This window comes from Haloarcula sp. JP-Z28, assembly GCF_011440255.1.
GTDB lineage: Archaea > Halobacteriota > Halobacteria > Halobacteriales > Haloarculaceae > Haloarcula > Haloarcula marismortui.
This window is the reverse complement of sequence record NZ_JAAOHT010000015.1, coordinates 20,024-46,404: the sequence shown is the minus strand read 5'-3', so window position 1 is coordinate 46,404 and position 26,381 is coordinate 20,024. Positions and strand designations below refer to the sequence as shown.

Genomic DNA, 26,381 nt, shown 5'->3' with positions numbered 1-26,381 from the left:
GAAACCGGGCGGTGACTCAGTCGTCGCCCATCACACCCTCCGCGACGGCCATGTCCTCGACCGTGGGGTCATCCTCGGACGCCCGGAGGACGAACCGCTTGCGGATCAGGTCGGCCGCGTAGATGGCCGTCCCGAGGATGATGAGCGTGTCTCCGGGGAGTCGCGCCCAGAACAGCGTCTGGACGAGCGGCTGGTTGTAGAACGCCACGCTCCGGGCCGCGGCGTAGCTGCCGGTGAACGCCGCCTCCAGCTGGAGGAAGCCCACGGGCAGGACGGAGACGAACACCATCAGTGCGAGGCCGACGTTCCAGCACCAGAACGCCGCCCGGAGCCAGGACCCGTCCCAGCGACCGGGTTTGATTGCGAGCTGGAGCATGTAGGTGACCATCCCCAGCGCGAGGAAGCCAAAGGCTCCAAACATCGCGGCGTGGGCGTGGCCGACCGTGAGGTAGGTGCCGTGCTCGTAGTAGTTGATCAGCGGGAGGTTGATGAAGAACCCGAGCACGCCGGCCCCGACGAAGTTCCAGACCCCGCTGGCGATGATGAACATGAACGGGAGCTTGTAGGGGAACCCGCCGGTCTCGGACATCGTCCGGTACTGGCCCAGCGCCTCATAGAGGATGAACACCAGCGGCAGCAGTTCCAGCGTCGAGAACACGCTCCCGATGGGGACCCACATATCGGGCATGCCGACCCACCAGTAGTGGTGGGAGACACCGATGACACCCGTGCTCATCACCAGCAAGGCCTGAAGCATGACCGCCTTCTCGGCGCTACGGCGGCTCAGCAGGTTCATCGACACCAGCGTCAGCCCGATGATGGCGACGATGAAGAACTCGAATGCGCCTTCGACCCACATGTGGACGACCCACCAGCGCCAGAACTCCGTGACGGCGATGTTGGTCTCGGGGGTGAAAAAGAACCCGGCGGTAAACAGCAGGGCAATCGAGCCGCCGGCGTACAGTATCATGTGTGCGAGACCGAACACCGGCTCGCGGTCCAGCAGCGGCTTCAGGCCCCGAATCGAGAGGACGGCCCACAGGCCGAAGCCGGCGAGCAGCCCGACCTGCCAGAGCTTCCCGACTTCGAGGTACTCGAGGCCCTCGTTGCCGACGACCCACCAGAGGTCACCGAAGTAGCCGTGCGAGCCAAGCCAGATGCCGCCGAGGCCGCCGACGGTGACGACGACGATGGCCCCGAGCAACACGTCGATGTACGTCGACTGTCGCCTGGGTTCGTGGCCGGTCAGCAGCGGCGGGAGGAACAGTCCCGCGCCGAGCCACGTCGCGGCGATCCAGAGAATACCCAGGTCGATGTGCCAGGTCTTCGCCATCGCGAACGGGAGGAGCTGGAGGATGTGGACGCCGAAGATCTCCTCGATACCGAAGAAGCCGGCCCGTTCGATGTAGAAGTGGGCGAGCAACCCACCGAGTAACACTTGCGCGAGGAACAGCCCGGCGGCGACTGGGATGAACCGCAGGGCGGCCCGCTGGCTGGGGAAAATGCTCACGTCGCCCGGCTCGGGCACTGAGAGGTCGCCGGCGGACGGCTCCGGGAGGCTGACGGCGTTGTAGAGCCAGATGCCGCCACCGGCGGCGGCGACGAGGAGGACCATCGCGATGACGCTCCAGGTCATCGCCGCGCCGGTCGCGTCGTTCCCGGCGGCGGGCTCGTACGGCCAGTCGTTCGTGTAGGAGTGTTCGCCGCCCGGACGGTCGGTGTGGGAGAACCACGCCGTCCACATGGCGAAGTCGGCGAATTGTCGGGCGTCGGCTTCGGAGTCGATCATCCCCTCGGGAACGCCCCGTTCGTGGCTCCCCTCGTGGTACCGCTCAACGTACTCCTGACGGACCTGCTGGTGGGCGTACAGCTCCGCGGCGGAGTACTCGATGTTTCCGCCCTCGTACTCTCCACTGAGGTCCTGTTTCACGTCGTCATCGACGGCGGCCTGTTCAGCCGTCGACAGCGATTCGTACTCGGTCCCGTAGCGCTCCTCGGCGTAGTACGTCCGCATATGCTGGGTTTTCAACTCCAGCGAGTCAGCGGTGTAGTCCGCACCGTAGTACGCGCCGTTCCCGAGAATCGACCCGTGGTTCATCAGCCCGTTTTTCTGGAACGCCTTCTTCCCGTCGCGGATGTCCTCACCCGTGACGAGTGTCTCGCCGTCGGGTCCGACAACCTGCTCCGGGATGGGTGGCGCTTCCTGATACGCGATCCACGCGCCGGCCCCCATGACGATGAGGTTGAAGACGAACGCGGCGGCGATCACCTTCGCGATTGTTTTGCGTTTGAGCTTCATGTGGTTGGACCTCCAAGACCCCAAAATAAGAAGGGAAGAAGACGTTCTCAGTCGCTGGCGACGGGAGGGAACATGTTCGCCCTGATAGGGACTAGTGGTGTCCCGTCCCCGGATTCGATGTGGGACGTGGCGGGGTATCACAAGGCAAATTACTACCTGTCCCTCCCACTCTGATATGCGCCGTCGCCACTTCGTCCAGACACTCGGGGTGTCAGCACTGGTCGGGAGCGCGGGCTGTGCCGAGCAGTCGGACGACACAACATCGGCCTTCGAAGTGTCAAGCCCCGCGTTTAGTTCCGGAGACGAGCTTCCGGCCCGATTCACCTGCGATGGCGACGGTGTTTCGCCGCCTTTTGTCATCGAGCGCGTCCCGGAGCCGACGGCAGCGCTTGCCATCACAGCCGAGTACGACGGTGGTGTGTTCAGCCAGCCGGTGTTCTGGACGCTCTGGAACGTCCCGCCGGAGACGGAGCGGATTCCCGCAGGGCTCCCGCGCGAGCCGACCCTCGACACGCTCGGCGGCGCTCGACAGGGAACACACCCCCCCAATGATCCGGGGTACGAACCGCCGTGTCCACCGGCCGGACAGCCCTACGAACACCGGTTTCAGGTGTATGCACTCGGCGAGGAGCTGTCTATCGAGGGTGGAACCGAACAGGAACCGGCGACGGAGGCCATCGCAAACGCACTCATCGCTAGCGCCCGTCTCACTGTGGACTACACTCACACAGCTGCGACCGAAAGCTAACGAGCGGCACCCGGACACGAGCGGATCCAGCACGCCGTCTGAACGACTCTCATTTGTTGCTGTCTGCTGGGTGTACGGCTCCTGAGTGGCACAACCCGCTGTAACTGACCATCTCGTCGCACGTGGCGCGCCGCTAATTATGGCAATGTTTCACAATACCATTAAACCTATATACTGATGTGCTATACCATATCATGTATGGCGTCCGCACCGAGTAGTGACGATATGTTCGACGAGTTCCTCTCCCAGCGTGGCCACGACGTGGACCAGAGTGGTTGGGAAGAGAGCTATAACAAGAAGCAGTGCCCTGATTGCGGCGGTCTTCACGAGTCGACAGCGGCACAGTGCTCGGTGTGTGGCTGGACACCGGTACGGTAAGGATACTCCGCTTTTCGGTCTTCCACCTTTCATCCGAGAGCGACAGTACCGACCTGCAGAACCGGCAGTTCGCTCTCTGCCGAGCTGTGCCTCACGCCGTCGCTTGTCGGGACAGCAACGGTATAGACAGTCGGAACTGCGTTACAGTGCGCAGAAAGGAAGTGGGGAGTCTTTGCGTGGCCAGCCGGCGGTTGGGGGGTCGTGTGCCAGCGGGCCGACCGGTTCGTAGCCGACGATTGGGGGGTCGTGTGTCGGCGAGATAACCGGTTTGTGGTGGTTACAGCGCATCGAGCGACGCATGGAGGAACAGCCCGAGCGCGAGATGTTGGTATGCGGACGTCGCAATCTGCTCTTTTGCAGCCGCATCGTCCGCGATTCCGTACTGTTTCGTCTGGACGAGTTCGTGCATCTGGAGCGTGCCATCCGCTTCTAACTCGTGCAGCCGGGGGTACACTGTCCCCGGGCTCAGTTCGGCACCGAACTGGGCTTCCAGTTCCTCCATCAGTCCGGTCCCGTGGGTGCCACCATCGGCGACTGCGATCATCGCCAGTAGGATCTCTTCCAGACTCTGTGTGACCAGGCCGTCATCGACCGCGGTCTCGCCGTCGACGACGTCGTCAATGACCGGGTCCAACAGCGACTCCGTGATGGCGTCACAACTGGGTGGGTCATGCGATTCCGGGCGCTCTGTATCGCCGAGAGGGGTCACTCGCTCATCGGCGTTTCGGCCCTGCATCTTGCCCGTCGTCACGCGACGGAGGTTGTCTCCGGACATCGTCTCACCTGAACGCAATCCGCAGTGGAAGCTACAGGGGCTATCGTCATATAAACGGGGCAGTGTTTTCTGAACGTGAAACCACCACAGTGCTCGAAAACGCTTATATAATATGACGCGAATCTTGGTGTAGTGGCTGAGGAACAGAGCATCGAGGAGATTCTCGATACGATCGGCGACCAGCACGCGCGCCGTGTACTTGCCGCAATCAGTCGAGAACCGCAGTCGGCAAAGGAACTCGCAGAGGAGTGTGACCTCTCATTGCCGACGGTGTATCGACGTATCGAACTGCTCGACGAGTACGACCTCATCACCGACCGGACGCTCGTCGCCGAGGACGGAAACCACTACAAGGTGTACGAGTCCAACTTCGAGTCGACAGTCATCTCGCTCGAAGACGAGGAGTACAAAGTACGCATCTATCGGGAGGAGAACCTCCCGGACCGGTTCAGTCAGCTCTGGGACGAGCTGAACCCGGAATGAGTGTGCCGACCAGTGAACGGGTGACCGCATGACGACTGGCGTGGCTATCGCACGTAGTGTGCTCATCCTGATGCGGATGGTGGTGTTCGGGCTGACACTCGGTATCACCCTGATTAGCTTTCAGGCCTACCGGAAACGCCCGTCAGAACGCCTCCAGTACGCGTTTGTCGGTTTTGCGTTCATCAGTATGGGCGTCGCTATCTCCAGCGTTATCACACAACTGAGCGCCGGTGAGACCGGTGCCATCGTTCGCGTGTTCTTCCAGATGTCGGAGACGATCCCGTTTATCATCGGGTTCGCGATGTTGTACGTGTCGCTGTACCGGTGAGAAATCTGCTTGGGATCGTCTGTCACTTGCCGTCCTCCTAAAGCACGTTGTTTATTTGGCCGCGGTCCCACTACATGTTCAATGACTGATTCGACCACCGAGGTTGTCCGCCTGTTCGGTGGGCCCGGTAGCGGGAAGACGACGGCGCTGCTCGACCGCGTCGACGAACTGCTGGAAGACGACGACGTCGATTTCCGTGACGTACTTGTTGTCTCGTATACGCGTGCGGCGGCCGCCGAGATCCGTGAACGGCTCGCGGACCGACTCGGGCTGTCCCCTCGTGCCCTTCGCGGGAACGTCTGTACGATGCACGCGAAGGCGTACGAACTGCTGAACCTCTCTCGTGGCGATGTCGTTGGCGAAGACGACAAGGAAGCCTTCTGCGAGGAGTTTGGCATCGAGTACGAGGACGAATACGAAGGGTCCCGGCGTCGGTCGGCCCGCTCGACGACCCTCGGGAACAAGATCATCGCAACGAGTCAGTGGCTCCAGCGGACCCGCCGTGACGTCGCCGACTGGTACGATGTCCCGTTCAAGTGGGACGACGAGGAGGTCCGACTCCCACCCGAGATCGACGACAACGCCCAGACCGGGAACAAGTACACGCCGACCTGGCCAACCGACGACGACCGTGTTGACGTGCCAAGCGTCATCCGCGGCTGGCGCACCTACAAAGGCGAGAACGACCTGACCGGCTTCGCAGATATGCTCGAACGGGTCGCCCAGCGCTCGCTGCTCCCCAACGTCGACTATCTCATCATCGACGAGTTTCAGGACATCACGACGTTGCAGTACGACGTGTACGACGAGTGGAAACCCCACATGGAGCGGGTGCTCATTGCCGGCGACGACGACCAGGTCGTCTACGCCTGGCAGGGCGCTGACCCCGACCTCCTGCTTGAGGAAGTCGTTACCCAGGACGAGGTCCTTCCGAACTCCTATCGGCTCCCCTCGCGCATTCTGAACGTCGTCAACCGCGAAGTCCGCCACATCGAGAAGCGTCAGGAGAAAGACCTCAATCCGCGCAAGGAGGGCGGCCGCGTCGAGGCGGTCCAGAACCCCTCGATGTTTGACCTCTCACGGAATGTCACGCGGACCATTGAGCAGTCCGACGAGACGGTGATGGTGCTGTTCCGCGCTCGCTACCAGATGTTCCAGTTCATCGACGAGTTCATCGACAACGGGATCCCCTTCTCCTGTCTCACTGACCAGCGGATGTGGACTGACCGCCTCACCCAGTACGTCAACGGGCTCGAAGCCGTCGAAGCTGACGAACCGCTCACGGTGCTCGAAGCGCGCCGGCTCGCTGATATGCTCGTTGACTCCGCCTTCGGGACGGGCGAGCGCGACGACCTCTTTGACGCGCTCGAAGAGATCGACGAGTCCCACGAGGACGAAGACATCGCCGATATCGAAATCGAACCCGACGTGGTTCAGGAGCACGTCCCGTTCCTCCCCGATTCGGCCTCGGCAGGCGACATGCTCCGGAAAGTGACCAACTTCCAGGAGCGGACCGTCGACGCGTACTTCACCGGCGACTACACCGGAATGGACGCCGACCGTGTTCGTGTGGGGACTATCCACTCCGCGAAAGGTCGTGAGGCCGACCACGTGTTTGTCGCGACCGACCTCACGGAGAAGGTCGTCGAACAGATGGCCGCGACTGTCGACCAGCAGGGTATCGAGGTGCCCGGCATGGAAGAATTCACGAAACACACCAGCCCCATCCCGACGCTGACCGACAACGAACGGCGCGTGTTTTACGTTGGGATGTCCCGCGCCCGCGAACGGCTTGTCCTGCTTGAGAATCTCGTCGACGGCGCGCCGACGCTACCCATCGACGTGTTGCTGGAGAACGAGCCAAGTGACCGCTCTATCGAGCAACTGCTTGACGACGCCAGCGAGACCCTCGCGGCTGACTGACGCGGCCGATTTCCTTACTCGTCGATTGTTCCACCCTCCAGGTAGTACCTCGTCTTGTCACGCGTTGACTGTGCGATCTTTGTAAATGTGACCACCCGCTGGTCACCGTCGGTTTCGTCGTGCTCGACGTGGAGTTCCAGCCCCTGGTCGTGGAAGTACGACAACAGGTCGTCGATGGTTCTCGGGTCGCCGCGAACTGTGTGCGTTTCGCCGACCGGGTCGCCCGCGTCAACCGCCCGTACCGTCTCGACTGCAGGCTCGAGGATGGCCTCGCCGAGTTCTCGTGCCCGCTCGCGGACTGCTGCCGGCGACTCGCCGCGTTCGACCGCCTGAAAAGCTTCCCGTATGACGCGCGTGAAAACGAAGTCCCGCCTGTAGTCGAAGGGCAGTTCGAACGCGTGTTCGAGGTCGGCCCGGTGGATAGTGCTCGTTGTGTACTTCAGCGCCGTCTCCCCGTCGGCCGATTTCAGGACCACGCCTTCCCGGCCACGGGCGTTCAGGTCGTCGATCCGTTCGCGGGCAGCGTCGACGGCCGCCGTCGGCGTGAACGTCCCGTAGTGGCCGACGCTGTCGAGGCCGTAGGTCGTACACCGGTCGAGTCGCCGTTCCACACCCATCGGTGTCCCGGTCTCGCGATGGCGGATCCCGAACACGTAGAACCCGACCTCATCGACCTCGCTGTAATCGTGGTCTGTGTAGGGATTCTCCGGCCCGACGAGTTCGCCACACAACATCTGCTCCGGGTGGTCATCGAAAAACGCCTCGGCGTCCAGCAACGCTTCGACCTTCCGCGTGGTGTAGGGGCAGACGAACCCGCTCCGGGTGAACGCCAGGAGGTCGCCGTCGATCCGTGCAACTCTGACGTTGTAGCCGTTGAGTTTCTCCTCGATGGCGACGGGGCCGTCGAACGTCTCTCGGATCGCCGGTTCGAGGACGAGCGCACGCGGCATCGACGGATAGCCGCGAACGATCACGTCGCCGACGAGCGCCGTCCCGCGCTCGACACCGTGACGCTCGTCGCTGAGATGTCGATACCGCTGTCCACGAAACCACTCGGTATCGAAGTGTTCCAGCAGGTCCTCGGGGTCGGTGTCGATATCGAACAGCGACCCCCAGCCTCTCGACATACGTGTTTCTTGTTGACATGACACTAAAATACTGCTGTCGAGCGTTACTACCGTACCTGTCAGAGAGCATTAGTGGCCGGCTATCGTAGCGCTAGTATGGTCGACCGCCCGCTCAAACAACGGTTCGTCCTCGACACGTCGCTGTTTCTCACCCCCGAAATCAGGAGCGGCGACGAGGACCTGGAGGCGGCCTGTCTGGACCTGCTCGATCTCATCTCGGAGGCGAAACTGGTCCACAACATCTCCTGTTACATGCCACCGTCGATACAGGCGGAACTGACGACAATGCTCGAAGACCGGGCCATCAGCGACGAGGTGCTGACGAAACTCGACACATGGGTCATCACGAAGTCACCGGCTCACCACGAGGTGCGGATTCCGGCGGATCTCGTCTACGAGTTCATCGACGAGATGTCTGAGCGGGTCGACCGTGGGCTGCGCGTCTCGGAGAAGGCCGTCCGGAAGGCCGAGGAGTCGCGGGCCGAAACGGTCGAGGAACACGACCACATGACCGAAGTGGACAAAGTCATCTCAGACCTGCGCGACGAGTACCGGGACACGCTCCGACAGGGCGTGCTCGACTCCCGCGAGGACTTCGACCTCCTGATTCTCGCACAGGAACTGGACGCCGGCGTCGTCACGGAGGACCAGGGCATCATCAACTGGGCAGAGGACTTCGGACTGCGGTATCTCAAGGGCCGGAACTTCCCGCCGCTGCTCAGGGAGTATCTCGCCGCCGACGATCCGGACCGCTGGCGCGACGAGAGTTAGTCGTCGTCGCCACTGTCCGGTGGGTTTCCGCCGGGGAGCGCACTGCGCGCCCGCCCAGCGATTGCGCCGGGGATATCTGTCGGGGAGGGAGCGACCCACTCGATAACCAGTAAGGCGGCGGCTAACCCGAGAAAGACCGCACCGATCGCTGTTTGGCCGCGAGCGAGGTTGTCGACGCCGAGGAGGGTGACCCGCGCAGCGAGTACGACCGCAACCATCAGCTCGATTGTCCCGATGAGTCCCCGTGCCATCGGCTGCCGTAGGCGGTGACTAAACAAAAACATCGCGCCTGCGTGACGACTTGCGTCCGCACCAGCGCCGAGGGACATACGTTCAAGTCGCTGCCGGCTGAACCTCGCTGGTATGCAAATCGGCATCGTCTCGGATACGCACGACAACGCGTCGGAGGTCGAAGCCGCAGTTGAGACGTTCGCTGACACGGGCTGTGAGACCGTCGTCCACTGCGGCGACTTCGTTGCGCCGTTCTCCGTGACACCGTTCGACGGCGACTGGTCGTTTTACGCTGTGCGCGGCAACAACGACGGCGAGTGGGCGGTCCAGTCCACTGTCAAGGAGTTTGGCACGTACTTCGGCGAGATGGGTGAGCTGACAATCGACGGGCACACAATCGCAGTCTATCACGGAACCAGCGGGGAAATCGTCGACGCGCTGGTCGAGTGCGGAAGCTACGACTACGTTTTCCACGGGCACACGCACGAACGCGGTTCCGAGGAGCGTGGGGGTACGGTCCGAATCAACCCCGGCGGCATTTCGATTCCGCCGGCGCCCGAGCCGTTTTCGGTCGCGACGCTCTCGACGGAGACTGGCGAGGTCAAATTCCACGAACTGGGGTGAGAATCAGTCGTCGGCGTGACTGTCGACGCGTTGCGGGCTCCCGTCGTGTTCGACGAGGCCGCGCCCGACACCGAGGGCTTCGTCGGTCCGGCGGATGCTCTTTTCAGCGCTTGCGGTCCGCTCTGAGAGCGCGCGAACGGCGTCGATGTTCTCCGGCACGACATCGGCTTCCTGGTGAATCGCCTGGAACAGATAGAGGTCCCGCCCCTCAACTGTGATGGATTCGGCCCAGATACAGTTCTCCCACACGTCACCACGCGGGCGACCGGCGTCACGGGTGTACTCTTTGAGTTTCCCTGCGCCGTCGATACCGAGCGTCTCCGGGATGAGGAACAGCCGCGATTCGTCGGCGAGCAGCGCCGTGACCTCCTCTGTGGTGGGTTCGCTTTCCAGCGTGACGTTGACGCTGTGGGTGTGCATCTGCGTCGTCGGGACCTTCATGCCCATCGTATCGATGTCAAGGTCGGGAAAAATTGTCTGGACGTCGGGACCGTGGTGGGAGGGGATTTCGACGGGGTCGGGGAGTGTGTCGTTGATCGGGCCACGACCGGTCTGGCCCGGGTCGGCACCGCGCCGTACCAGTGTCACACGCGATTTTTCAACGCCGTATGATTCCCTAAGCGGTGCGAGCAGGCGTGAAAGGCCCGTTGTATTGCATGACACGACGCGGGCCGTATCAGCCCCGACTGCCTTCTCGTAGTTGGCGCGAGCGTTGAAGCTCACGTCTGCCACATCGGCGTCCTCTCCACCCTGGAAGATGGCCGGCGTGTCATGTTCGGCGTATAGCGACGCGTTGGCCGCGCCGACGCCACTTGGCGTGGTGTCGACGACCACGTCGCTCGTCTCGATAAGGTCATGGACCGTACCGGCCGTACCGAGATCGGCTTCATCGAACGGTTCGCGGCCGTCCGCGGCGTAGAGATCATAGCCGCGGTCGTCCGCGATAGTTGCCTCGAAGTTCGGCGAGCGCTTTGCGACGCCCGCAACTGTCATATCTGGCTGGACACGCACCGCGTCAGCGACGCGTTTCCCGATGGTGCCGAAGCCGTTGATGCCCACGTGGAGCATACACGTCCATCTCTTCGGGGAGAGTATATTCTTTGTGATTAATTTATGGAGAAATTAACTCAGATAGTTGTACCTCTGGATATTGTGATCTTTTAGCACGAATTACCAGAAAACACTGAGATGGTGCGTGTTTCGCCGGCATACGCCGGCAGTCTATCAAGAGTTATTCAGCCGGAGTACGCAATCAGTTGTATGGACAACTCGTCGCTACGCGCGCCCGCAGAAACCGCCGTCAAACAGTGCCTGAACCTCCAGTCCGACGAGTCATGTGCCGTCATCACTGATGACCAGCGGAAGGCGATCGGCGAGGCGCTGTATCGCGTCGCCGCAGAGATTACCGACGACTCTGTTTTTGTGCGCTACCCGCCGGGCGAGCAACACGGTTCGGAACCGCCTGCGCCGGTCGCCGGCGCGATGGAAACCGCCGATGTCGTGCTCGCGCCGACGACCAAGAGCCTGAGCCACACCGAGGCCCGGACCGACGCCAACGAGGCCGGCGCTCGCGTTGCGACCCTGCCCGGCATCAGCGAGGGCGTGTTCCTCATGGGGTTAGACGCCGACTACCACCTCATTGAACAGCACTGCGAGGACGTGCTGGCACAGGTCGACGACGCCGAGGAGATCCGGGTCACGTCCCCCCAGGGGACCGACATCACGTTTGGTATCGGTTCCCGTGAGTGGCATATGGACACCGGCATTGTCCACGAGGCCGGCGAGATGTCGAATCTCCCTGCCGGCGAGGTGTTCCTCGCCCCTGAAACGGCCGACGGAACGTTCGTCGTCGATGGGACGATGCGCCCCCACGGCAAACTCGACGGGAAGCAACTCACCTTCGAGGTTGAGGACGGGTACGTCACGGACATCGACGACCCCGATATTCGCGCACAGGTCGAGGACGCCGCTGACGAGGTTGGCCGAGACGCCTACAATCTCGCCGAGCTCGGTATCGGCACAAACGTCGCCGTGACCGAACTCGTCGGTTCCGTCCTTCTAGATGAAAAGGCCGGTGGCACGGTCCACATCGCTATCGGCGACGACCACGCGATGGGCGGCGACGTGCACGCGCCGATTCATCTCGACGGGATTTTGACGGAACCGACAGTGTATGCGGATGGAGAGGAAGTGAAACTTCCTCGGGTGGAGTGAGCGGTAACGCCGCGAACGTGGGGAGGTCGTAGACCTCCCGGAGCCGAGCGGTGAATGAAATGAACCGCGAGGCAGGCGAGGAAGTGGAACTTCCTCGCGTTGTATCGTGCTACGCGACGAGAACGGACTCCAAAGTAACGCAAAGACCCGTGAGTAGCGGACGCTGACTGACAGCCGACCGCCGCTATCAGTCTGCGTATTCCGCCTTCAACGCGTACGCGACCATGACAACCGCCCAGACGAGCGACCCGATGAGGACGAGGTCGAACGGCACTGGGTAGCCGAGGTTCCACGCAAGCACAAGCCCGTGTACCGCACCCATGAACGCCATCGTTGCGACGGTGATAGTGGCCGCCACCTGCGGCGCGTCTGGCGGGTCGTAGCGGAACGCACCCTTTAGGACGAGGAGGGTTGCAAGCATCAGAACTGCCATGAGAACGGCACCGACCGGCTTCGAAACGTAGGTATCGGGCGTGCCCGACGCGGAGAAGTGAATTGCGATTTCAGCGGGGAGGCGCGACCAGACTGTGAGACCAGCTATGGTTGTCAGGCCGATGATGACACCGCTTGCGATGTCGGCACGGCTCTGTTGGCGTGCCATACTCGGCGTTTGGTCCGGCGGCACAAGAAGGACAGCGTGACTGTGCGAGTGAGAACCACGAGCAGCGCCGTGGCGACGACCATTTAGGGGAGCACAGTCAACGGCTGTATATGACAGACGCTACACCGGGCGACCGCATCGCCCTCCCGTGTCCGGCCTGTTCGCCGGACCTGGAAACGGTTCACGAGGTGCTGAAGCCGGGCGGCCACGTGACGGTTCGCTGCACGGACTGTGACCACGTTCACAAGGAACAGCTCCCGGAAGAAGAGACACTGCAGCGTAGTGTCGTCGTCTCACAGGACGGGGACTCCTTCACCGCCGAGGTTGACGTACCGGCCGAAGAAGAACTGTCCGTCGGCGAGGAATTCCTGCTGGAGACCGAAGAAGCGGTTGTGACTGCGCGCATTACCAGCCTTGAGACCGCGGACGGCCGCGAGGACGAGGCGGCTGCCGAGGACGTCGAGACCATCTGGTCGCGGGCCGTCGGAAACGTCTCGGTCAACGTTACGATGCACCCGAAAGACGGGACTCACGACGAGACTGAGAGCTTCAAACTCCACGTCCCCGGCGACTACGAGTTCGTCGTCGGCCAAACCGAGGAGTTCGGCGAGGAGGAGTTCACCGTCGAGGGGATTCACGTCCGCGACGACGCCCACGGCTACGACCACGAGAACATGGACCACGACGGCGACATGGGTATTGCGAAGGATATCAACCGACTGTACGTCAGGGACGAGTCGACCACGGCGTGGTCGGCCTGGTAGGATGGCCGACTGGGACCGGCAGCGGTCGCGGCTGTCCGACCGTCTGCGAGAACGGGTCGCCGACGAGGATGTTCTCGCGGCGATAGCGTCGGTTCCACGCCATCAGTTCGTTCCGGACGACAAGCGACACGATGCCTACGCCGACCGTCCGCTCCCGATCGGGTCGGGCCAGACGATTTCTGCGCCGCACATGGTCGCAATTATGTCCGAGTTACTCGACCTGTCTCCCGGAGATCAGGTACTGGAGATCGGCACGGGCTGTGGCTACCACGCCGCGGTGACTGCTGAACTGGTCGGCCCAGAGAACGTCTTCAGCGTGGAGTACCACGCGACGCTGGCAGACGAGGCACGCGAGACACTAGCAGCGACCGGCTACGGCAGCGTTTCTGTTCGAGCCGGTGACGGCAAGCAGGGGTGGCCAGAACACGCGCCCTACGACCGGACGTATCTGACCTGTGCTGCGCCGGATTTCCCCGCCCCGCTCGTCGAGCAGACCCACGATGGTGGCGTCCTGCTGGCTCCGATCGGCGACGGCCAACAGCGACTCATCCGAGCGAAGAAACAGGCTGGCGGCACGCTCGAAAAAGAGGATCACGGCAGCGTCCGGTTCGTCCCGTTGCAGTAGGGTTTTCGACAGACACGGCCGTTGTCGCGCCATTGATATAGCTCCGGCCGAATACACTAATATGGATCCGGCGGTACTGCGGGACGACATGGTCGACAGCCTCCAACACGAGAGTAAGGGTGTCGTCCGGAGCGCGTGGCTGTCGACAGCGATGCGTGCCGTCCCCAGAGAGGCGTTCGTCGGCGAGCAACAGGCTTACTCCGACCGCCCGTTTGAACGCCTCGGCACGCGCGTTCTTTCGCCCAGCACCGCCGGCCGGGTGCTCGAAACCCTGTCACCCGAGGAAGACGACGATGTGCTCGTGGTCGGTGCCGGCGTCGGCTACACGGCCGCCGTGCTGGCAGAACAGGTCGGCGCAGCGAACGTTCATGCGATAGATATCACGCGCCGCCTCGTCATCGAAGCGCGCCAGAATCTGGCAGAAGCAGGCTATGACGCCGTCCTCGTGGACCGTCGTGACGGGGCTGACGGACTCCCGGAGTACGCACCGTACGACCGCATTCTCTTGGAAGCCGCCGCAATCGACCCACCCCGAGCGCTCCTCCAGCAACTAACCGACGACGGCCGCCTCGTGATGCCGCTTGGCACCGGCGAGCAGTCACTGGCCGTCGTGGAGGCCGACGGCTCGGTCAAGCGACACGGCACTGTCGCGTTCCAGCCGATGCTCGTCGAGGGCGAACAGGCTGATACCGTCGAGCGCAACCGGACTCACCGTGAAGACCGCGAGCGTGCCCGCCGGGCCGCCCAGTCCCGCGCCGGCTGGGAGCAGGAATGGATTGACTGGGACGGCTAGGGCGACTCGACGACGAGCAGGTCGGTGTTCGAGCGAGCGTCTTCGTAGTTACTCCCTGCCGGTGGTTTCACTTCGAAAGTGACGGTGCCGTCCTGTTGGTTCGGCCCAAGCGACGGCGACAGTGAGAGGGTCACGTTCCCCGCACTACCGGTCTCACCGGTCGTGACCGACGAGAGCGTTGCTGTCCCACTTTTGGCGACCACTGTTGCACCGGACACGGGCGACCCTTTTGAGTCGACGACGGTGACAACTACGTCCTGCGTCCCCGGATTCGTCACCTCCGGGTGGGGTTCCACATCGACCTCGGTTACCTGCAGCGTCTCGATTCCGGAGATGGTGCTCATCATCACGGAGAGGCAGGCGACACCGACCACCAGCGCGATAACGAGACGAATCGGTAGCCCCTCGATGGCACGTTCGTCGCGCCACAGCGAATCTGACATGGACAGGCGTGGCTCCGAACTCGTATTTGAACCCTCGGACGAACGTTCAAGTGCTGGAACGGGCCAACCGCCGGCATGGTCGTTATCGGACGCGAGGCAGCAACGGGGCCAACGACGCGGCTGGGTCACTATCGGGCCCGCGACGGGAGCCGCGGCGCTGCGGTCGATATCGATGTTGACCGGCCACACGTCGGCCTCGTCGTCGGCAAACGCGGGTCAGGGAAGACGTACACGCTTGGCGTCCTCGCCGAGGGACTGATTGCTGCTGCAGGGGTCGCCCCAGTCGCTGTCGACCCGATGGGGGCGTTCACGCCGCTTGAAACTGCAGACGTGTCTGCGATGGTCGTTCATCCAAGCGTTCGTGCGGACGCACTCGACCCGCGCCAGTGGTGTACGGTGCTCGGCCTCGACCCGGAACAGGGCGCGGGAGCGCTTGTGTGGCGGGCGGCGAGCGAGTGTGCGACCCTCGACGGGATGCGCTCGTGGATAGCCGATGCGGATGCAGCGGCGAGCACCGTCCGCGCGGCGGCGAACTATCTCGCGCTCGCCGCGTCATGGGACATCTTCGATGCTACGGGTATCGAGATGCAAACGCTGTGCAGCGATAGCCTGACTGTGCTCGATATGTCGGGACTCGCTTCCCGACCAGCCGGCGCGGTCCTCGCCGCTGTCGCGACTGCGCTGTACGATGCTCGGATAGCTGAACAGACAAGCCGACTGCCGTGGCTGCTGGTCGACGAGGCCCACGTGTTCACTGACGGCGTCGCCCGGCGTCCGCTCCGGCGACTTGTCACTCGGGGCCGCCAGCCCGGGGTAAGTTGTGTGCTGGCGACACAGCGACCCAGCGCGGTGCCAGCGACGACCGTCTCCCAGACTGACCTGCTCGTCGCCCACCGACTGACGAGCATGGCGGACATCAGCGCCCTACAGGCGGCCCAGCCAACGTATCTCGACGGCGATTTCGCGGCTCGATTACCAGAAACAACCGGTGACGCGCTCGTCGTCGACGATGGCACCGAATCCGTCCATCACGTGACCGTCCGCGAACGGCGGACACCCCATGGCGGTAAGACACCGCGGGCAAGCGACTTCGCAGCAGACAGCGCGCACGAAGCCCCTTCAAGAGATTGTGAAACCCGATGGCGCGGCGGGAATTAGACGATCCGCACGATGCCCCAGGCAAGCCCGATTCCGACCAGCGCACAGGTGAGGTTCCCGACAGCGTTGAGCGCGGCGAGGGCCACGTAGCCGTTCTCCCACAGTCGGACCGTCTCGACCGAAAACGAGGAAAACGTCGTGAACGAACCGCACGCACCGACACCGACAAGCAGTGCCGCGTCACCGGTCACACCAGCGAAGGTCAACAGTCCCAGAGCGAAGCTCCCGAAGGCGTTCACCGTGAGTGTCCCGAGCGGAAACGTCTCTCGCTGGATTGCACCCGCCAGATAGTGACGACAGAGTGCGCCGAGCGCCCCACCGGCCCCGACCAGATGTGCCGATTCGAGAGCGACCATTACTGACCACCTCCGGCGAACAGCCGGACGACTTCACGGCCGACAAGGACGCCGGCAAAACCTAGAGCGTAGCTTCCGACGACGTTCGCGACCGCCCACTCGGGTGTCAGAACCGTCTCTACCGCGAACGTGCTGTAGGTGGTAAACGACGAAATGAACCCAGTTGACGCGGCTAGCTTCGTTTCGCTGGCCAGCGCACCGACCTGAAGCCCCTCGTACACCAGGACGCCGAGCGCGAAACTGCCGCAGACGTTGACCAGCAGCGTCCCCTGTAAGCCCGGGAAAAAGAGGCCGACGAAGTACCGGAGGTTCGAGCCAGCAAAGCCCCCCAGACCCACGAGGACGATAGTTTCGACCGTTACCAGCGGGTGGGTGTCTGCCATCGTTACTCCCCGAGTATCTCCGCCAGCCGCGCTTCGCCAAGGGTGTCGACGAGTTGTGCGAGTTCGATAACCCGATCTTCGCCGAGTGTTTCAACGAGTTCACGGATCTCTGCCGGGTCGAACGTCCGGGCGACGTAGCCGAGGTTCTCTACCATCCGCGTGGTCCGGTCGAGCGTCTCTTCGTCGGGGCGTAGTGTCAACGGTCGGTTGGTGAACTTGCCGTTTTCGTTGAAGTAGCAGAACCGTAACTCGGCGGTGTCGCTGTCATCCGGGTCGACGATCTGCAAGACACCATACCCACTGTCCCACTCGTCAAGTTCGACCTCAAGCAGCGTTTCGTAACGGGTCATACGACCAGCTTCCAATCACGCCGACTTATAGATTGGCATATTGGAAGCAGTTACAAGCGGGAAATATTACTATACACAACAAAACAGCAAGACTGGAGAAACAGCCTATCTGTCTTCGCCAATGGCTCTAGCTCGGAATAATATTGGTACAGGTGTTATTCCAGAACCGATTGTCGGTCTGGTCGCTGTCTGCTGTGTAATACCACTTCTGACGTATTGGCCCGCAGTAGGGACATCAATCTGTAACTTGGTTTCCAGCAATGAAACTATTTTTATATCCTCTCCGACTACGGCAGAACAATGCCAGAATCAAAGCAAGGCTCTAGTATCGCCCATTTCGATGTAACCAACATCGGTGGGATCGACGAAACCTCCGTCGATATTCCACCGGGTGTGACGGTGCTGACGGGGAAAAACGCCACAAACCGGACGTCGTTTCTGCAGTCTATTATGGCGGCGATGGGGAGTACACAGGCCACGCTGAAAGGCGACGCAGACGAGGGAAGCGTTGCCCTTACTTACGGGGATGAGGTGTACGAACGGACGCTCACGCGAGCGGGAGACGCTGTTCAGTTCGACGGCGACGGATATCTTGACGACCCTGCGGTCGCCGACCTGTTCGCGTTCCTCCTCGAAACCAACGAGGCACGCCGGTCCGTGGCGCGCGGCGACGACCTCCGCGAGATCATCATGCGGCCGGTCGATATCGACGCGATCCGTTCGGAAGTCGAACAACTGGAAGCGGAGAAAGGCGATATCAACGACGAACTCGCCACGGTTGAATCCCGTCAGCGCGACCTTCCGGATCTCGAACAGCGCCGGACCGAACTCCGCGAGCAGATCGAAGAGAAACGCGAGGAACTGGCCGAGCGGGAAGAAGAGATCGACAACAGCAGTCGAGATATCGAGGAGAGCCGTCAGGAACAGGATGTCCTCGAAGAGAAGCTTGACGAACTCCGCTCGACGCGGTCGGATCTCGAATCTGTCCGGCGTGATATCGAGGCACAGGAAGAGAGTATCTCATCGCTGAAACGCGAACGGTCCGACCTCGAAGACGAACTGGATGACCTGCCGGAGACGCCGATGGGCGACCAGCAGCACCTCGAAGACGAGATCGCAAGCCTGCGCGACCAGCGCCAGCGGCTGAACAGCGAGATATCCGACCTCCAGAGCCTCATCCAGTACAACGAGGAACGGCTCGAAGAGGAAGACTACGATGTCATCCAGTCGCTCGAAGACGCGCCCGAGGGCTCCGACGGCGCGGTGACAGAACAACTTCTCGAAGGCGAAGACGAGGAATCCGTCGTGTGCTGGACGTGTGGCTCGACGGTTGACCGCGAGCAGATCGAAGACACCGTCGACCGCCTGCAGGACCTCCGCCGGCAGAAGGTCGAGGACCTCAACGACATCAAGTCGGAACTCGACGACCTCAAGACCGACCAGCGCGAGGCCGAAAAGAAGCAGCGCCGTCGCGAGGACGTCGAGCGGAAGATCCAGGAGACGGAAACGGAGATCGAACGCCGTGACGAGCAGATCACTTCGCTGAAGGACCGACGCGAGGAACTGACGGAGGATGTCGAGTCGCTGGAAGACGAGGTCGACAATCTCGAATCCGAGGACTTCGACGAAATTCTCTCGCTGCACCGGGAGGCAAACCAGCTCGAGTTTGAGATCGACAGCCTGGAGTCCGACCTTGACGACGTGTCGGCCGAAATCGAGGAGATTGAGGAACTGGTCAACCGGGCCGACGACCTCCGCGACGAACGCGACGCTCTTGTCGAGGAACTCACCGACAAGCGGACGAAAATAGACCAGATCGAGGCCAACGCTGTCGACGAGTTCAACGAGCACATGGACGCTATCCTCGGGATCCTTGAGTACGAGAACCTCGAGCGCATCTGGATCGAACGCGTTGAGCAGACCGTCCGTGAGGGGCGCCAGAAGGTCGACCGAACGGTGTTTGAACTCCACATCGTCCGGACCACCGAGAACGGCGCGGCTTACGAGGACACCATCGAGCATCTCAGCGAGAGCGAGCGCGAGGTGACCGGCCTCATTTTCGCCCTCGCGGGCTATCTGGTGCACGACCTCCACGAGAGCGTTCCGTTCATGCTGCTTGACTCACTGGAAGCCATCGACTCAGCGCGGATCGCCGAACTCGTCGAGTACTTCGCCGACTACGCCGAGCATCTTGTCGTCGCCCTCCTGCCGGAGGACGCGCAGGCGCTTGACGACGACTTCAACCGCATCACCTCGATCTAACCCCGTAGTCTTTTAGTTCCGGTTACCGTACGTGGGAACAACAGATGGCGAATACGACAGACGGCCGGCCGTCGAGCAAAGTCGCTCGACTCATCGACGAGTACGAACTTGATGGACTCGGTGCGGAGATGGAGGCGCGCTGGACGGGTGACGGTGAAGAGCGTATGAGTCTTCGTGACCTTGCCGAGTTTTTCAACAAGCGCCTCCTCGAACGCGAACTGGTCGATGCGGGCCTGAGCGCGCTTGAAAGCGACGTGGAATCGACTTACGAGAATCTCACCGGTGACGACATCAGCACAGGCGTTCGGACTGACACGGTTAACCGACTCGAACGCAACGGCGTCGACGTCGACAGTCTCGAAACCGATTTTATCACCTATCAGGCCATCCGGTCGTATCTGAAAGAATGGCGCGGCGCGGAGTATCAGGGGTTGTCCGACGACGAGAAGATCGAAAAGGATCTGGAAAGCATTCAGCGACTCCTGACCCGAACGCTATCGGTCACCGACCAGCGCATCGAGAAACTACGCGACACGGGTCGCATCGACATTGCGGACTTCGAGGTATTTCTGGACGCACAGGTGCTGTGCCAGTCGTGCGGTAGCCAGTACGCCGTTGCGGAGTTCTTCGAGCAGGGCGGCTGCGAGTGTCAGCAGGACTGAGTCGCCACTCTGGCTCTATCTGACTACATTGAGCATCTGCAATGGCTCGTAGATATTCAAACAACCGAGAAAGGTTGTGAAACACAACAAGATAGGCAATTCAGTCCAATAATCGGCCATAGAAATAGAACCGTGCTGTCGTCTCGGGAATCCGCCGTCGAATCCGCCTGCTGGGTCACACAGGGCTGAAGGCGTCGGGGACCATCGGAACGGACATGGACCCAGTCGAGCTCCGAGCGTCGATTCCGGCACTCGAACGGTGTACGTACTTCAACACGGGGGCAAGCGGGCCGACGCCGCGCCCCGTGGTCGACGCTGCGACGGCGTTTCTCGAACGCCACGCCTTCGACGCACCCGCCGATGAAGGGCCCTACACGGTTGCGTGGGACGCTATCGCGGCGGCTCGCGAGGTCGTCGCCAGCCATATCGGGACTGACGCCACCAACGTCGCCTTGACTCGCAGTACCGCAGACGGGGTCAACATGGTCGCCGGGGCCATCGACTGGCAGCCCGGTGATGTGGTGGTCCGGACTGACCTCGAACACCCGGCTGGCACACTCCCCTGGGACCGGCTGGCCGACACCCACGATATCGAGGTCCGGGTGCTGGAAACAGACGGCGGTCGGCTCGACATGGCGGAGGTAAAAGACGCTGTGGCCGACGCCAGACTGGTGGCGCTGAGTTCGATCTCCTGGACCCACGGGACCAGACTCCCGGTTGCGGATGTCGTTGCGGTAGCCCACGACGCCGGCGCACAGGTGCTCGTCGATGCTGTCCAGTCTGTTGGGCAACACCCCGTCGACGTGACCGAATGGGGCGCGGACTTCGTGGCCGCGGCGGGCCACAAGTGGCTACTGGGCGTCTGGGGTGGCGGGTTCCTCTATGTCGACCCGGACGCGTACGACCGACTGCGCCAGACTCGTATTGGTTACCGGAGCGTCGAAAACCCCGGTGCGGACGGATACAAGTATCACGAGGGCGCGCGCCGCTTCGAGGTCGGAACCACCTCACCGGTCCCCTACGTCGCGCTCGCGAACGCCATTGAGACGGTCGAAGCCATCGGATTCGATACAATTCAGCCCCGTGTCGAGCGGCTGACCGACCGGCTCAAGGACGGCCTCGGCGACCGACTGCTGAGCCCCCGCGACTACGAGTCGGGACTTGTGACGTTCACCGCCGACGACCCCGAGGCGACCGTTGAGCGACTCGCGGCTGAAGGTATCATCATCAGGTCACTCCCTAACCCTGATGCGCTCCGGGCGTCCGTCCACGCGTTCAATACGGCCGACGACATCGACCGCTTACTCGACGCGATGTAGTTCCTTCAACGTCCCCGCCTCGACTGCGGCCCCACTGGCCCGGACTTTCTTGCCCCGGCCGGTCGTTCCGTCTCGTATGGAGACACGCCCCGTCGTGACGTGCTTCCTGCGTAGCGAGGGCGAAGTGTTGCTGTTGCGCCGGAGCGATGCGGTCGGCTCGTATCGGGGCCAGTGGAGCGGGGTCGCGGGACACGTCGCCGACGACGCCGGCCGGGACCGGGACCCGGAAACGGCCGCGCGGGCCGAAGTTGACGAGGAAACCGGGCTGGCCGACGCGGTGACGCTCGTCCGGCAGGGCGACTCGTTTCAGGTCGCTGACACCGACCATGGGGTTCGCTGGCAGGTCCACCCGTTTTTGTTCGACTGCGAGGCCCGCACGGCCGAGACGAACGAGGAGTCGACCGAGACCGCGTGGGTCCACCCGCCGGAAATATTGACTCGTGAGACGGTCCCGCGACTGTGGACCTCCTGGGACCGCATTCGCCCGCGAGTGGCGGCCGTTCGCGAGGACCGGACCCACGGCTCGGCGTGGCTGTCGCTCCGGGCGTTGGAGGTGCTGCGCGACGAGGCTGCCTTGGCTGACGCCGGACGGAGCGACGACCTGGAGACGGCCGAGCGGGACGGCGACGACTGGGAGGCGCTTGCCGCCCTCGCCGCTGAAATCCGGGAGGGCCGCCCATCGATGGTCGTCATCGCGAACCGCCTCGACCGGGCGATGGCTGCCGTCACTGACGAATCGCCGGCGGCTGTTGAGCGGGCCGCGGCCGAGGCGCTGAACCACGCGGTGACCGCAGACCGGGTTGCCGCGGCCGTCGCCGCCGAACATGTCGGCGACCGTATCGCAACGCTGTCTCGGTCCGGGACAGTCCGTGCAGTGGCCGCCGCCGCTGCTCCCGAGGCTGTGCTCGTCGCCGAGTCACGGCCCGGCGGTGAAGGCGTCGGCGTCGCCGAAACGCTTGCTGAGAGCACCGCGGTGACGCTGACCACCGACGCGGCCTTTGGCCACGAACTGGACGCGTGGAGCGCCGACACGCTCGTCGTCGGGGCCGACCGCGTCCTGCCGGACGGTTGCGTGGTCAACAAAGTCGGGACCCGTTCGGCAGCACTGTCGGCGGCCGCCGCGGACGTGGACTGCTACGCGGTGTGTGCGACGGACAAGATTGCACCACGCGCTGCGTGGGACAGGGAGGAACGTGACGCTCAGGAGGTGTACGCCGGCGCCGCCGACATCGCTGTGTCGAATCCCACCTTCGACATAACGCCGGCGTCGGCAGTGACGGTCGTCACCGAGCGCGGCGTGCTGGAGACTGACGAAATCGGTGGGATAGCTGACGCCCACCGGGACCGGAGCGAATGGACCGAGCGCCGGTGATATCCGAGACTGGTGGGCGCTCGGTCACTGCTCGTCTAGCACAACCGGGACGCCGGCTTCGGCCACGTCAGCGGCGAACTCCCGGGAGTCGGCTTCAAGATTAGAGAAGGTGTTGTAGTGGACTGGCATCACGAGGTCCGGGTCGATGGTCGCGGCCAGCGAGGCGGCCTCGTGGCGGTCCATCGTCGCCCGCGGGCCGATTGGCGGACACAGTAGCGATACCTCAAGGGTCCGATGGCCCGGAAGGACGTCCGAATCGCCGGGATAGAACGCTCTGGTGCCCTCGACGGCAATCATGAAGCCACAGCCGAAACCTTTGGGGTGGTACGGTGTACCATCGGGTAGTGTATGCCGGCCGTCTGGCTCGTTGTACGCCGGTGTCGACCAGATCGGCACGTCCTCGACCGTGGTCTGTGATTTCATCCCGACCTCGACAACGTCGTAGGGCAGCGAGGACAGCGGTGGAAGGTCCCGGTCGCCGACGCGTTCGTCGATACCCTCGTAGGCGACGATGGTCGCGTCCTCGCTCGCGACGCGCTCGATACCGTCCGGGTCGTAGTGGTGGACGTGGGTCACACAGACAATGTCGCCGTCTTCCGGCCGATAGTCGCTGCTTGGCGGATGGCCGATACCGTCCGTGTGGGGCTCCCACTCGCCGGTGAGCACGCCGTACCGGCCCGGGTCGACGTACACCACCGTGTCGTCGCCGGCGAACCGGAGCGTCGCGTACCCCAGCCAGTCGACGGTCAGCCCGTCGTGTCGAACTGTCATTAGATATCCGTACATGCTACACCCTGAATAAGGCCGCTACTCGTCGGCGTCGTCCCCGGGCAGAAGCTATACCCGGCCACTGTTCGTTGGGCGTCACGTGCGAAACTTCCACATCACGACGATCTGGGGGATTCCGATACGGGTCAACGTCTCGCTGTTGATTTTCCTGCCGGTGCTGGCCTGGATTATCGGCAGCGGGGCTCAGATATCGGTGTACGCTGGTATCGTGAGCGTCCTTTCCGGCGTGACGCTTGACCTTACAGTGCTGACCGCGGGCCAGACGCCGTGGCTTATCGGGACCGCCGCGGCCGTTGGCCTGTTCGCAAGCATCGCCCTCCACGAACTGGGCCACGCCTGGGCGGCGATGCGCTATGGACTCCGAGTGGAGGCAATCACGCTCTGGATTCTCGGCGGCCTCGCCAGCCTCGAAGCCATGCCAAAAGAGTGGAACCGGGAGCTCGTCATCGCGCTGGCCGGCCCTGCTGTGAGTATTCTAACCGGGCTCGCCTGCTACGCCGCACTGTTTGCCCTGCCAGCGAGCGCGCAGGTGACGCTGTTCGTTATCGGCTGGCTGGCCGTCACGAATATCTTTCTCGCCGTGTTCAATATGCTGCCGGCGTTCCCTATGGACGGGGGCCGCGTGCTCCGGGCGCTGCTCGCGCGAACGCGGCCCTACGCGACGGCGACCCGCATCGCCGCTCGAATCGGGACCGGGTTCGCTGTGCTGTTCGCTGTCGTCGGCGTCCTCTCGTTCAGCCCGTTGTTGCTGCTACTCGCGCTGTTTGTCTACGGGGCTGCGTCGAGTGAATCCCGTACCGTCGCGCTGGCAGCGCTGCTTGACGGGCTAAGTGTCGATGACGTGGCCAGCCCACTCGATGCGACTATCGAGGCCAACGCCAGCGTTGAGGACCTTGTCGACCGGATGTTCGCCGACCGCCGGACGGAGTTCGCAGTCACACGCGGTGGTGACGTAGTCGGCGTCGTCACCGTCGACGATTTCAGGGAACTCTCCAAGACCGAACGCGAAGCGGACACCGTTGCCGACCTGATGGAGGCGGATCTGCCGCGATTCCCTGCAGCGATGGCTGCTTTCGATGCGCTCGTCGAACTCGACACTGCCCGGGCTTCCGCCGCCTTCGTCGACGGGCCTGAGGGAACCCGTGTGGTCTCTCGGGACGACTTCTCCAGCGCGATGGAGATGCGACGGCTCGTCGACTCGCCGGAACCGTTCTAATACAGCGTTTAATCGCTCGAATACGGTCCCTACCAGCCAGAAGGCCCTACCTGAAGCCGGCTGGACGACCTAAGCGAACCAGGACTTTCCGGCGTCGCACGCTTGTCGGTCGGCTGTCCGTATTCGTTGCGGGGATTGCCACTGAAACAGAGACGACCGTTCCTGACTGCCGGTACACCCAAGAGGGGCCGACGTACACTACTCGACAATGCAAACCGGGTTCGTCGAACTGTTTGTCGACCTCGTCGGCACCGACCCGCTCATAAACGGCCTCGTTGGCGGGGTCATCATCGCGACGATGAACCTCTTTGGTGCGTCGCTCGTGCTGGTCTGGCGTGACCCCTCGGAGCGGGCGCTGGACACGGCGCTCGGGTTCGCTGCCGGCGTGATGCTGGCCGCCGCGTTCACGAGCCTCATCATCCCCGGCATCGAGGAGTACTCGGGCGGAAATCCGATTCCGACGCTTGTCGGTGTCGCACTGGGGGCGCTGTTCCTCGACCGCGCGGACGGCCTCGTCCCGCATGCCCACTACCTCCTGACCGGAAGCCGCCGGTCGGATGCGGCCAACCCCAGTCAGGACCTCTCGGTTGACGAGTCGAAACTGGCGGGCGTCGTCCTGTTCATCCTCGCGATCACGCTCCACAACATCCCTGAGGGGCTGGCCGTTGGGGTCGGCTTCGGCGCGGCCGCCGGCGACCCGCTCCAGATCGGCAGCGCGCTCTCGTTGATGCTTGCCATCGGCATTCAGAACATTCCCGAAGGGCTGGCCGTCTCCGTTGCGGCAATCAACGCGGGTCTGGACCGTCGGCTCTACGCCGTCTTTTCTGGGATTCGCTCGGGCGTCGTGGAAATCCCGCTGGCGGTGCTCGGCGCCGTTGCCGTCGTGACCATCGAACCGCTCCTGCCCTATGCGATGGGCTTTGCGGCGGGCGCGATGCTGTTCGTGATTTCCGACGAAATAATACCCGAGACGCACCAGCGCGGCTACGAGCGCGTTGCGACGCTCGGGCTGATGGCCGGCGTCATCGTTATGCTGTATCTAGATATCGCGCTTGCAGCCTGAACTGCCGTCACTCCTCGTAGGGCCAGTTCGGGTCGCGGTCAAGGCCTGTCGGCTCCTCGCAATCCTCGGCCTCATCAGGGGAGCACGCCCCGTGCTCGCGGAAGTTCTCGCGTGCTTCCGTCAGTGACACGTGGTTCGTATCGCTGACGAACTCCGCGTCGCCGAACTGGATCGGGTCATCGAGCCAGTGACACACCGAACACACCTCGTATGACCCGGGTCGGCCCTCCGGGAGCGTCTGGTAGCCACAGCACGGGCAATAGCCCAGTTCCCGTGCGGCTGGATTACCGGGCGTCTCGGTTGACATATTTCGTGGTATGTGTC

General features: G+C 62.9%; 30 protein-coding genes. 18 read left to right on the top strand and 12 right to left on the bottom strand.

Features of this window, described 5'->3' with window-relative positions; all coding sequences use genetic code 11:
• Positions 1–16 precede the first annotated feature (16 nt).
• Entirely contained in the window at positions 17–2,299 is a 2,283-nt protein-coding gene (locus G9463_RS08490) for a nitric-oxide reductase large subunit (RefSeq protein ID WP_165896462.1), read from the bottom strand.
• Positions 2,300–2,474: 175 nt separating this feature from the next.
• Between G9463_RS08490 and G9463_RS08485 the strand changes: the two genes are divergently transcribed.
• Together G9463_RS08485 and G9463_RS08480 are read left to right on the top strand one after the other, a co-directional pair.
• Complete coding sequence (locus G9463_RS08485) at positions 2,475–3,047, top strand: YbhB/YbcL family Raf kinase inhibitor-like protein (RefSeq protein ID WP_004958932.1); 573 nt, start codon at positions 2,475–2,477, stop codon at positions 3,045–3,047.
• 198 nt (positions 3,048–3,245) lie between these two features.
• Positions 3,246–3,425: an HVO_0416 family zinc finger protein gene (locus G9463_RS08480; protein WP_004515335.1), complete on the top strand. Its 180-nt coding sequence runs from the start codon at positions 3,246–3,248 to the stop codon at positions 3,423–3,425.
• A 277-nt stretch (positions 3,426–3,702) separates the two neighbouring features.
• Here the strand turns inward: G9463_RS08480 and G9463_RS08475 are convergent, their stop codons facing one another.
• Positions 3,703–4,200, bottom strand: a complete 498-nt coding sequence (locus G9463_RS08475; protein WP_165896461.1) for a PadR family transcriptional regulator — start codon at positions 4,198–4,200, stop codon at positions 3,703–3,705.
• A 132-nt stretch (positions 4,201–4,332) separates the two neighbouring features.
• On the opposite strand from G9463_RS08475, the gene G9463_RS08470 reads away from it, so the two are divergent.
• The 3 genes from G9463_RS08470 to G9463_RS08460 all read left to right on the top strand — a co-directional run bounded on the left by G9463_RS08470 (position 4,333) and on the right by G9463_RS08460 (position 6,934).
• Positions 4,333–4,683 carry a helix-turn-helix domain-containing protein gene (locus tag G9463_RS08470; protein WP_004958928.1) on the top strand — a complete coding sequence of 117 codons (351 nt, stop codon included), beginning with the start codon at positions 4,333–4,335 and terminating at the stop codon, positions 4,681–4,683.
• Positions 4,684–4,711: 28 nt separating this feature from the next.
• On the top strand, positions 4,712–5,011 hold the full coding sequence (locus G9463_RS08465) for a hypothetical protein (protein WP_004958925.1): 300 nt from the start codon (positions 4,712–4,714) through the stop codon (positions 5,009–5,011).
• An 81-nt stretch (positions 5,012–5,092) separates the two neighbouring features.
• Complete coding sequence (locus G9463_RS08460; RefSeq protein WP_004958922.1) at positions 5,093–6,934, top strand: UvrD-helicase domain-containing protein; 1,842 nt, start codon at positions 5,093–5,095, stop codon at positions 6,932–6,934.
• A 14-nt stretch (positions 6,935–6,948) separates the two neighbouring features.
• Here the strand turns inward: G9463_RS08460 and G9463_RS08455 are convergent, their stop codons facing one another.
• Entirely contained in the window at positions 6,949–8,061 is a 1,113-nt protein-coding gene (locus G9463_RS08455) for an RNA ligase (RefSeq protein ID WP_165896460.1), read from the bottom strand.
• 96 nt (positions 8,062–8,157) lie between these two features.
• Between G9463_RS08455 and G9463_RS08450 the strand changes: the two genes are divergently transcribed.
• A complete protein-coding gene (locus G9463_RS08450; protein ID WP_004958916.1) occupies positions 8,158–8,832 on the top strand; it encodes an RNA ligase partner protein in 675 nt (224 codons plus the stop codon).
• Here G9463_RS08450 and G9463_RS08445 read toward each other — a convergent pair.
• Entirely contained in the window at positions 8,829–9,083 is a 255-nt protein-coding gene (locus G9463_RS08445; RefSeq protein ID WP_004958914.1) for a hypothetical protein, read from the bottom strand. The genes G9463_RS08450 and G9463_RS08445 overlap by 4 nt on opposite strands.
• Before the next feature lie 112 nt (positions 9,084–9,195).
• Between G9463_RS08445 and G9463_RS08440 the strand changes: the two genes are divergently transcribed.
• Positions 9,196–9,687 (top strand): metallophosphoesterase, encoded by a 492-nt coding sequence (locus tag G9463_RS08440; protein ID WP_004958911.1) that lies wholly within the window; start codon positions 9,196–9,198, stop codon positions 9,685–9,687.
• Between the two features lie 3 nt (positions 9,688–9,690).
• On the opposite strand, the gene G9463_RS08435 is transcribed toward G9463_RS08440, so the two are convergent.
• Positions 9,691–10,755: a type II glyceraldehyde-3-phosphate dehydrogenase gene (locus tag G9463_RS08435; RefSeq protein ID WP_004958907.1), complete on the bottom strand. Its 1,065-nt coding sequence runs from the start codon at positions 10,753–10,755 to the stop codon at positions 9,691–9,693.
• Between the two features lie 192 nt (positions 10,756–10,947).
• On the opposite strand from G9463_RS08435, the gene G9463_RS08430 reads away from it, so the two are divergent.
• Positions 10,948–11,901 carry an aminopeptidase gene (locus G9463_RS08430; RefSeq protein ID WP_004958906.1) on the top strand — a complete coding sequence of 318 codons (954 nt, stop codon included), beginning with the start codon at positions 10,948–10,950 and terminating at the stop codon, positions 11,899–11,901.
• Between the two features lie 187 nt (positions 11,902–12,088).
• Here G9463_RS08430 and G9463_RS08425 read toward each other — a convergent pair whose 3' ends face one another.
• The gene (locus tag G9463_RS08425; protein ID WP_165896459.1) at positions 12,089–12,502 is read right to left on the bottom strand and encodes a DUF1648 domain-containing protein; all 414 of its coding nucleotides are present in this window, start codon (positions 12,500–12,502) and stop codon (positions 12,089–12,091) included.
• A 110-nt stretch (positions 12,503–12,612) separates the two neighbouring features.
• Between G9463_RS08425 and G9463_RS08420 the strand changes: the two genes are divergently transcribed.
• From G9463_RS08420 to G9463_RS08410, 3 genes are all read left to right on the top strand, one after another.
• Positions 12,613–13,266, top strand: coding sequence for an HVO_0476 family zinc finger protein (locus G9463_RS08420; protein ID WP_121302388.1), 654 nt, complete (start codon positions 12,613–12,615; stop codon positions 13,264–13,266).
• Position 13,267: 1 nt separating this feature from the next.
• Positions 13,268–13,891 carry a protein-L-isoaspartate(D-aspartate) O-methyltransferase gene (locus G9463_RS08415; protein WP_004958894.1) on the top strand — a complete coding sequence of 208 codons (624 nt, stop codon included), beginning with the start codon at positions 13,268–13,270 and terminating at the stop codon, positions 13,889–13,891.
• A gap of 61 nt (positions 13,892–13,952) precedes the next feature.
• Positions 13,953–14,684, top strand: a complete 732-nt coding sequence (locus G9463_RS08410) for a protein-L-isoaspartate O-methyltransferase (protein ID WP_004958889.1) — start codon at positions 13,953–13,955, stop codon at positions 14,682–14,684.
• Here G9463_RS08410 and G9463_RS08405 read toward each other — a convergent pair.
• Positions 14,681–15,127, bottom strand: coding sequence for a hypothetical protein (locus tag G9463_RS08405; protein ID WP_004958888.1), 447 nt, complete (start codon positions 15,125–15,127; stop codon positions 14,681–14,683). The genes G9463_RS08410 and G9463_RS08405 overlap by 4 nt on opposite strands.
• 75 nt (positions 15,128–15,202) lie before the next feature.
• Here G9463_RS08405 and G9463_RS08400 point away from each other — a divergent pair, with 75 nt between their 5' ends.
• A complete protein-coding gene (locus G9463_RS08400; protein WP_165896458.1) occupies positions 15,203–16,285 on the top strand; it encodes an ATP-binding protein in 1,083 nt (360 codons plus the stop codon).
• Here the strand turns inward: G9463_RS08400 and crcB are convergent.
• From crcB to G9463_RS08385, 3 genes are read right to left on the bottom strand one after another with little or no spacing between them, the layout of a single operon-like run.
• Complete coding sequence (gene crcB, locus G9463_RS08395) at positions 16,282–16,641, bottom strand: fluoride efflux transporter CrcB (protein ID WP_165896457.1); 360 nt, start codon at positions 16,639–16,641, stop codon at positions 16,282–16,284. The two genes, G9463_RS08400 and crcB, sit on opposite strands and share 4 nt — an antisense overlap.
• Positions 16,641–17,024, bottom strand: coding sequence for a CrcB family protein (locus G9463_RS08390; RefSeq protein ID WP_004958879.1), 384 nt, complete (start codon positions 17,022–17,024; stop codon positions 16,641–16,643). Before G9463_RS08390 ends, crcB begins: the two co-directional genes overlap by 1 nt.
• A 2-nt stretch (positions 17,025–17,026) precedes the next feature.
• Complete coding sequence (locus G9463_RS08385) at positions 17,027–17,374, bottom strand: hypothetical protein (protein ID WP_007189345.1); 348 nt, start codon at positions 17,372–17,374, stop codon at positions 17,027–17,029.
• Between the two features lie 300 nt (positions 17,375–17,674).
• On the opposite strand from G9463_RS08385, the gene G9463_RS08380 reads away from it, so the two are divergent.
• From G9463_RS08380 to G9463_RS08365, 4 genes are all read left to right on the top strand, one after another.
• A complete protein-coding gene (locus tag G9463_RS08380; protein WP_007189344.1) occupies positions 17,675–19,636 on the top strand; it encodes an archaea-specific SMC-related protein in 1,962 nt (653 codons plus the stop codon).
• A gap of 44 nt (positions 19,637–19,680) precedes the next feature.
• Positions 19,681–20,298 carry a rod-determining factor RdfA gene (gene rdfA / locus G9463_RS08375; RefSeq protein ID WP_004958870.1) on the top strand — a complete coding sequence of 206 codons (618 nt, stop codon included), beginning with the start codon at positions 19,681–19,683 and terminating at the stop codon, positions 20,296–20,298.
• 215 nt (positions 20,299–20,513) lie between these two features.
• Complete coding sequence (locus G9463_RS08370) at positions 20,514–21,617, top strand: aminotransferase class V-fold PLP-dependent enzyme (RefSeq protein WP_165896456.1); 1,104 nt, start codon at positions 20,514–20,516, stop codon at positions 21,615–21,617.
• A gap of 76 nt (positions 21,618–21,693) precedes the next feature.
• Positions 21,694–22,989, top strand: coding sequence for an NUDIX domain-containing protein (locus tag G9463_RS08365; protein WP_165896455.1), 1,296 nt, complete (start codon positions 21,694–21,696; stop codon positions 22,987–22,989).
• A 24-nt stretch (positions 22,990–23,013) separates the two neighbouring features.
• Here G9463_RS08365 and G9463_RS08360 read toward each other — a convergent pair whose 3' ends face one another.
• The gene (locus tag G9463_RS08360; protein ID WP_165896454.1) at positions 23,014–23,760 is read right to left on the bottom strand and encodes an MBL fold metallo-hydrolase; all 747 of its coding nucleotides are present in this window, start codon (positions 23,758–23,760) and stop codon (positions 23,014–23,016) included.
• A gap of 97 nt (positions 23,761–23,857) precedes the next feature.
• Here G9463_RS08360 and G9463_RS08355 point away from each other — a divergent pair, with 97 nt between their 5' ends.
• Together G9463_RS08355 and G9463_RS08350 are read left to right on the top strand one after the other, a co-directional pair.
• Positions 23,858–24,994 carry a site-2 protease family protein gene (locus G9463_RS08355; protein WP_165896453.1) on the top strand — a complete coding sequence of 379 codons (1,137 nt, stop codon included), beginning with the start codon at positions 23,858–23,860 and terminating at the stop codon, positions 24,992–24,994.
• Positions 24,995–25,202: 208 nt separating this feature from the next.
• Positions 25,203–26,057: a ZIP family metal transporter gene (locus G9463_RS08350; protein WP_004958855.1), complete on the top strand. Its 855-nt coding sequence runs from the start codon at positions 25,203–25,205 to the stop codon at positions 26,055–26,057.
• Between the two features lie 7 nt (positions 26,058–26,064).
• Here the strand turns inward: G9463_RS08350 and G9463_RS08345 are convergent, their stop codons facing one another.
• A complete protein-coding gene (locus G9463_RS08345; RefSeq protein ID WP_127014129.1) occupies positions 26,065–26,364 on the bottom strand; it encodes a CPCC family cysteine-rich protein in 300 nt (99 codons plus the stop codon).
• Between the last annotated feature and the right edge of the window lie 17 nt (positions 26,365–26,381).

What these genes read in the sequence shown, in the direction of transcription:
- G9463_RS08460 (WP_004958922.1), top strand. Translation starts at nt 5,093, where the DNA reads ATGACTGATTCGACCACCGAGGTTGTCCGCCTGTTCGGTGGGCCCGGT.
- G9463_RS08415 (WP_004958894.1), top strand. Translation starts at nt 13,268, where the DNA reads ATGGCCGACTGGGACCGGCAGCGGTCGCGGCTGTCCGACCGTCTGCGA.
- G9463_RS08390 (WP_004958879.1), bottom strand. Translation starts at nt 17,024, where the DNA reads ATGGCAGACACCCACCCGCTGGTAACGGTCGAAACTATCGTCCTCGTG.
- G9463_RS08485 (WP_004958932.1), top strand. Translation starts at nt 2,475, where the DNA reads ATGCGCCGTCGCCACTTCGTCCAGACACTCGGGGTGTCAGCACTGGTC.
- G9463_RS08420 (WP_121302388.1), top strand. Translation starts at nt 12,613, where the DNA reads ATGACAGACGCTACACCGGGCGACCGCATCGCCCTCCCGTGTCCGGCC.
- G9463_RS08380 (WP_007189344.1), top strand. Translation starts at nt 17,675, where the DNA reads ATGCCAGAATCAAAGCAAGGCTCTAGTATCGCCCATTTCGATGTAACC.
- crcB (WP_165896457.1), bottom strand. Translation starts at nt 16,641, where the DNA reads ATGGTCGCTCTCGAATCGGCACATCTGGTCGGGGCCGGTGGGGCGCTC.
- G9463_RS08365 (WP_165896455.1), top strand. Translation starts at nt 21,694, where the DNA reads ATGGAGACACGCCCCGTCGTGACGTGCTTCCTGCGTAGCGAGGGCGAA.
- G9463_RS08405 (WP_004958888.1), bottom strand. Translation starts at nt 15,127, where the DNA reads ATGTCAGATTCGCTGTGGCGCGACGAACGTGCCATCGAGGGGCTACCG.
- G9463_RS08430 (WP_004958906.1), top strand. Translation starts at nt 10,948, where the DNA reads ATGGACAACTCGTCGCTACGCGCGCCCGCAGAAACCGCCGTCAAACAG.
- G9463_RS08475 (WP_165896461.1), bottom strand. Translation starts at nt 4,200, where the DNA reads ATGTCCGGAGACAACCTCCGTCGCGTGACGACGGGCAAGATGCAGGGC.
- G9463_RS08360 (WP_165896454.1), bottom strand. Translation starts at nt 23,760, where the DNA reads ATGACAGTTCGACACGACGGGCTGACCGTCGACTGGCTGGGGTACGCG.
- G9463_RS08445 (WP_004958914.1), bottom strand. Translation starts at nt 9,083, where the DNA reads ATGGCACGGGGACTCATCGGGACAATCGAGCTGATGGTTGCGGTCGTA.
- G9463_RS08410 (WP_004958889.1), top strand. Translation starts at nt 13,953, where the DNA reads ATGGATCCGGCGGTACTGCGGGACGACATGGTCGACAGCCTCCAACAC.
- G9463_RS08450 (WP_004958916.1), top strand. Translation starts at nt 8,158, where the DNA reads ATGGTCGACCGCCCGCTCAAACAACGGTTCGTCCTCGACACGTCGCTG.
- G9463_RS08425 (WP_165896459.1), bottom strand. Translation starts at nt 12,502, where the DNA reads ATGGCACGCCAACAGAGCCGTGCCGACATCGCAAGCGGTGTCATCATC.
- G9463_RS08480 (WP_004515335.1), top strand. Translation starts at nt 3,246, where the DNA reads ATGGCGTCCGCACCGAGTAGTGACGATATGTTCGACGAGTTCCTCTCC.
- G9463_RS08345 (WP_127014129.1), bottom strand. Translation starts at nt 26,364, where the DNA reads ATGTCAACCGAGACGCCCGGTAATCCAGCCGCACGGGAACTGGGCTAT.
- G9463_RS08455 (WP_165896460.1), bottom strand. Translation starts at nt 8,061, where the DNA reads ATGTCGAGAGGCTGGGGGTCGCTGTTCGATATCGACACCGACCCCGAG.
- G9463_RS08490 (WP_165896462.1), bottom strand. Translation starts at nt 2,299, where the DNA reads ATGAAGCTCAAACGCAAAACAATCGCGAAGGTGATCGCCGCCGCGTTC.
- G9463_RS08385 (WP_007189345.1), bottom strand. Translation starts at nt 17,374, where the DNA reads ATGACCCGTTACGAAACGCTGCTTGAGGTCGAACTTGACGAGTGGGAC.
- rdfA (WP_004958870.1), top strand. Translation starts at nt 19,681, where the DNA reads ATGGCGAATACGACAGACGGCCGGCCGTCGAGCAAAGTCGCTCGACTC.
- G9463_RS08370 (WP_165896456.1), top strand. Translation starts at nt 20,514, where the DNA reads ATGGACCCAGTCGAGCTCCGAGCGTCGATTCCGGCACTCGAACGGTGT.
- G9463_RS08465 (WP_004958925.1), top strand. Translation starts at nt 4,712, where the DNA reads ATGACGACTGGCGTGGCTATCGCACGTAGTGTGCTCATCCTGATGCGG.
- G9463_RS08350 (WP_004958855.1), top strand. Translation starts at nt 25,203, where the DNA reads ATGCAAACCGGGTTCGTCGAACTGTTTGTCGACCTCGTCGGCACCGAC.
- G9463_RS08440 (WP_004958911.1), top strand. Translation starts at nt 9,196, where the DNA reads ATGCAAATCGGCATCGTCTCGGATACGCACGACAACGCGTCGGAGGTC.
- G9463_RS08400 (WP_165896458.1), top strand. Translation starts at nt 15,203, where the DNA reads ATGGTCGTTATCGGACGCGAGGCAGCAACGGGGCCAACGACGCGGCTG.
- G9463_RS08435 (WP_004958907.1), bottom strand. Translation starts at nt 10,755, where the DNA reads ATGCTCCACGTGGGCATCAACGGCTTCGGCACCATCGGGAAACGCGTC.